This is a genomic window from Rhodococcus sp. ENV425, from assembly GCF_002887785.1.
In the GTDB taxonomy this organism is placed as follows: Bacteria; Actinomycetota; Actinomycetes; order Mycobacteriales; family Mycobacteriaceae; genus Rhodococcus; species Rhodococcus aetherivorans.
In genome coordinates, this window is sequence record NZ_PCZU01000190.1 from 21,449 (window position 1) to 25,588 (window position 4,140).

The 4,140-nt window shown below is 70.7% G+C and carries 4 protein-coding genes and 1 pseudogene; 4 read left to right on the plus strand and 1 reads right to left on the minus strand.

All coding sequences use genetic code 11. The features are described 5' to 3' along the window. Both CQZ88_RS16050 and CQZ88_RS16055 read left to right on the plus strand, forming a co-directional pair. Positions 1-181: pseudogene (locus CQZ88_RS16050) on the plus strand (Pyoverdin chromophore biosynthetic protein pvcC); the annotation flags it as partial. 72 nt (positions 182-253) lie between these two features. After that, on the plus strand, positions 254-745 hold the full coding sequence (locus tag CQZ88_RS16055) for a hypothetical protein (protein ID WP_006946204.1): 492 nt from the start codon (positions 254-256) through the stop codon (positions 743-745). A 75-nt stretch (positions 746-820) separates the two neighbouring features. Here CQZ88_RS16055 and CQZ88_RS16060 read toward each other — a convergent pair whose 3' ends face one another. Beyond that, positions 821-1,786, minus strand: coding sequence for an AraC family transcriptional regulator (locus tag CQZ88_RS16060; RefSeq protein ID WP_043801253.1), 966 nt, complete (start codon positions 1,784-1,786; stop codon positions 821-823). Between the two features lie 139 nt (positions 1,787-1,925). On the opposite strand from CQZ88_RS16060, the gene CQZ88_RS16065 reads away from it, so the two are divergent. Further along, positions 1,926-3,137 carry a cytochrome P450 gene (locus CQZ88_RS16065; RefSeq protein ID WP_065921949.1) on the plus strand — a complete coding sequence of 404 codons (1,212 nt, stop codon included), beginning with the start codon at positions 1,926-1,928 and terminating at the stop codon, positions 3,135-3,137. A gap of 3 nt (positions 3,138-3,140) precedes the next feature. Beyond that, on the plus strand, positions 3,141-4,140 hold a 1,000-nt coding region (locus CQZ88_RS16070; RefSeq protein ID WP_102800020.1), incomplete at its 3' end, for a 2Fe-2S iron-sulfur cluster-binding protein.

Below are 4,140 nucleotides of genomic sequence, written 5' to 3' on the forward strand. Positions count from 1 at the left end.
CAACTACTCCGGCAACCACGAGAACGTCAAGGCCGAACTGCTGTTCGCCGCCGAGAACCGCGGCATCGTCTCCGGCATGAAGGGCCTGGCCGAGCAGTTTATGAGCGAGTACGACCTCGACGGCTGGACCGTGCCCGACCTCATCGGCAACGACGACGTCAGCGCCTACTACCGCAAGTAACCCCCAGCTGCCGCGCGCGGGCGATCCCCTGCCGCCCGCGCGCGGCGTTCCACCCGCGAAGGAGCGCCCGAGATGACCACCGCCTCGAAGTCCGTCGCCCGTGCCCCCGTCCCGGAGTTCGACGCCGTGGTCCTCGGGCGCTCCTTCGCCGCCCTGCGGGCGGCCGGCCGCCTGCGCGACGAACTGCGATTGGCCGTCCATGACACGGCCGGCGCGACCTCCGCCCGCTACGACGACGTCGACCACCGCTGGGACATCCTCGACGGCTCGACCGTCGTCGCGCGGGCCAAGTTCCTCGTCGACGGGGACGGCACCCTCCCGCTGTGCGGCCGCGACGGTGCGCGGTGCACGGCGAACACGTTGACGGCGAAGGGTTTTCCCAACCTCTTCCGGCCGGCCACCGCCGTCCACCCCGATCCCGTCGGATACACCGTCGCGTGCATCGAGCACATGCGCGCCTACGGCCACGACTACGTCGAGCGCCGAGCCCGGGTCCCGATCTGCGACGACGACTTCCCGGAGCTGTCGTTCGACCGGCCCACCCCGCAGTTCTGGGTCGGGTAGGCCCACGCAACGACACAGGTCCCGGACATCGACAAGCGTCTCGACGGTTGTCGACGTCCGGGACTTCTGTGTGCGTCAGCGGCCGCGCAGGACCTCCGCGGGCGTCGTCCCGTAGCGCCGCTTGAACGCCGCGGCGAACCGGCCGGGGTGGCTGAAACCCCACCGGTAGGCCACGTCGGCGACGGTGACCGCGCCCGCTCCGGCGACGAGGTCGGCGTGGGCGCGGTCGAGCCGGATGTCGAGCAGGCACGCCGACGGGCTGCGGCCGACGAAGTGGGCGAACGCCTCCTGCAGGCGGCGGACGCTGGTGCCGGCCAGTTCGGCCATGTCGGCCGAGGTCCACGCCCGGCCGGGATCGTCGTGCAGGGAGTCGAGGACGCGACGGATCATGCCCGGCCGCGGGGGTCCGGCCGGTCCGTCCTGCGGGGCGACGGCCAGGACGAACGCCGCGGTCACGGCACCGGCGAGCTGCGCCCCGACCACCGGATTGCGCACCACCTCGAGGGCGCCGTCGAGCTGTTCGGACAGGGCCCGGACGAGCCCGTGCCACTCGCTCGCCGGACCGGTCAGGTCGAGCTGGTCGGGCAGCTCGAGCTTCGATCGCACCGGCGAACCGAGGATCCGGTCGGCCTCCCGCTCGAGATGCTCCCGGTCGAACTTCACCCCGAGCACGGAACACGTTGCGCCCCAATGGGTGATCACACTCGGCGTGTCGGCCCGGAAGACGGTGGCCTGACCGGGCACCGAAACGGTCTCGCCGTGGCTGCCACGGGACTCGAGCCGGCCGGTGACCGGGATGTTCACCTCGTAGGCGCCCGGATAGTCGCACGCGATGGCGATGTCGGCACCCCAGTGCAGGCGGCCGAGGGTCACCCCGCCGAGATCGACCGTCGTCAGCGACAGCTTCGGCCGGTCGGTGCCCGACAAATCGGTCAGCTCATGGGGAAAGTACGCGTCCGCCACCGCCCGGGATGCGGCATCCCAGTCTCCGATCTCGGTCGCACTCACACCACGAGCGTACGTAGCGGAGACGCCGGTCACAGAAAGTCGCGCGATGTGTCCAGGGGCCGCGCGGATCGTCTCGGCGATCGTGTGACTGCCGTCATATGTTCTGCCTCACCCGACGAACGGCCCCGCTCGAGGGGCCTAACCGCCGAAGACACATCGAGGAGCACTACCGATGACGAGCACCCTTTCATGGATCGACGAGATCACCATGACCGAACTCGAGCGCAACCCGTACCCGGTCTACGAGCGGCTGCGGGCCGAGGCACCGGTCGCCTTCGTCCCCGTCCTCGGCGCGTTCGTCGCCTCGACCGCCGAGGCGTGCCACGCCATCGCGACGAGCGACGACTTCGAGGCCATCATCACCCCGGCCGGCGGCCGCACGTTCGGACATCCCGCGATCATCGGTGTCAACGGCGACATCCACCAGGATCTGCGCTCGATGGTCGAACCCGCGCTGCAGCCGAGCGAGGTCGACCGCTGGATCGAGGACCTGGTCCGGCCCATCGCCCGCCGCTACCTCGAGGGTTTCGAGAACGACGGCCGCGCCGATCTCGTCGCCCGGTACTGCGAACCGGTCAGCGTCCGCGCGCTCGGCGACCTGCTCGGGCTGAAGGACGTCGGCTCCGACACGCTGCGCGAGTGGTTCCACAAGCTGTCCGACTCCTTCACCAACGCCGAGGTCGACGACCACGGTGAATTCACCGACCAGGAGCGGTTCGCGGCCGGCGACGCCGCGAAGGCGGAGATCCGCTCGATCGTCGATCCCCTGATCGACCACTGGATCGAACACCCGGACGACAGTGCGATGTCGCACTGGCTGCACGACGGCATGCCCGAGGGGCAGACCCGCGACCGCGAGTACATCTATCCCACGCTGTACGTGTTCCTGCTCGGGGCCATGCAGGAGCCGGGGCACGCCATGTCCTCGACGCTGGCGGGGCTGTTCAGCCGGCCCGAACAGTTCGAAGCCGTCGTCGACGAGCCGGGTCTGATTCCGCGCGCGATCGCCGAGGGCATGCGGTGGACGTCGCCGATCTGGTCGGCGACGGCCCGCATCGCGAGGCGGGACACCACGGTGTCCGGGGTCGACATCGCGGCAGGCACCGTGGTGATCCTGTCGTACGGCTCGGCCAATCACGACACCGGCAAGTACGACGCCCCCACCGAATACGACATGACCCGCCCGCCGCTGCCGCACCTGGCGTTCGGCGCCGGCAACCACGCGTGCGCCGGCATCTACTTCGCGAACCACGTGTGCCGCATCGGCCTCGAGGAACTGCTCGACACCATCCCCAACCTCGAGCGGGACACGAACGCCGACGTCGAGTTCTGGGGCTGGGGCTTCCGCGGACCCACCGCCCTGCACGTCACCTGGGAGGTCTAGGACATGAGCGCCACCGTCACCGTCGGCGACACCACCGTCGCGTGCGCACCCGAGCAGACCGTGCTCGACGCACTGCTGCGCAGCGGGGTGTGGATGCCCAATTCGTGCAACCAGGGCACGTGCGGCACCTGCAAGATCCGGGTCCGCTCGGGCGCCGTCGACCACCGCACGTCCCCCGAGGCGACGCTGCCCGCGACGGAACGCGACGCGGGCTTCGCCCTCGCGTGCCAGGCCACGCCGTGCGGCGACACCGTCGTCGAGCGGCCACGCACCGACGACGGCCGGGACCGGGACGCCACCCACGCGCTGCGCGACCTCGTCGGCACCGTCACCGAGGTCCGCGACATCGCCCACGACACGCGGCGGATGCTGCTCACCCTGGACACGCCGCTCGAATTCTCCGCCGGGCAGTACGTCGAACTGACCGTCCCGGGCACCGGCGTCCGGCGGCAGTACTCGCTGGCGAACACTCCGGGTGAGGCGAAGCTGCTCGAGCTGCATGTCCGTCGCCGGCCGGGTGGGGTCGCGAGCGACCGGTGGGCGTTCGGCACCGTCGCGGTCGGCGACCGTGTCGACGTCACCGGACCGCTCGGGGACTTCACGTTCGACGCGGAGTCCACCGGCCCCATGGTGCTGCTCGCGGGCGGGACCGGACTGGCCCCGATGAAGAGCATCGTCCGGCAGGCGCTGTCGCTGGATCCGCGGCGCGAGATCGTCCTCTACCACGGGGTGCGCACCGCCGAGGACCTCTACGACTCCGGCTTCTTCCGCGAGCTGGAGGCGCAGCATCCCGGCTTCCGGTTCGTGGCGTGCCTGAGCCGTGAGTCCGGCGGCGACCGCGAGGGCTACGCCCCCGACGCCTTCGTCGAGGACGTGGCGTCGGCGAAGGAGTACACGGGCTACATCTGCGGCTCCGAGGCCTTCGTCGACAGCGCCGTCAAGGCGTGCAAGCGGCGCCGGATGTCGCCGCGCCGGATCCGGCGGGAGAAGTTCACCCCGGCGA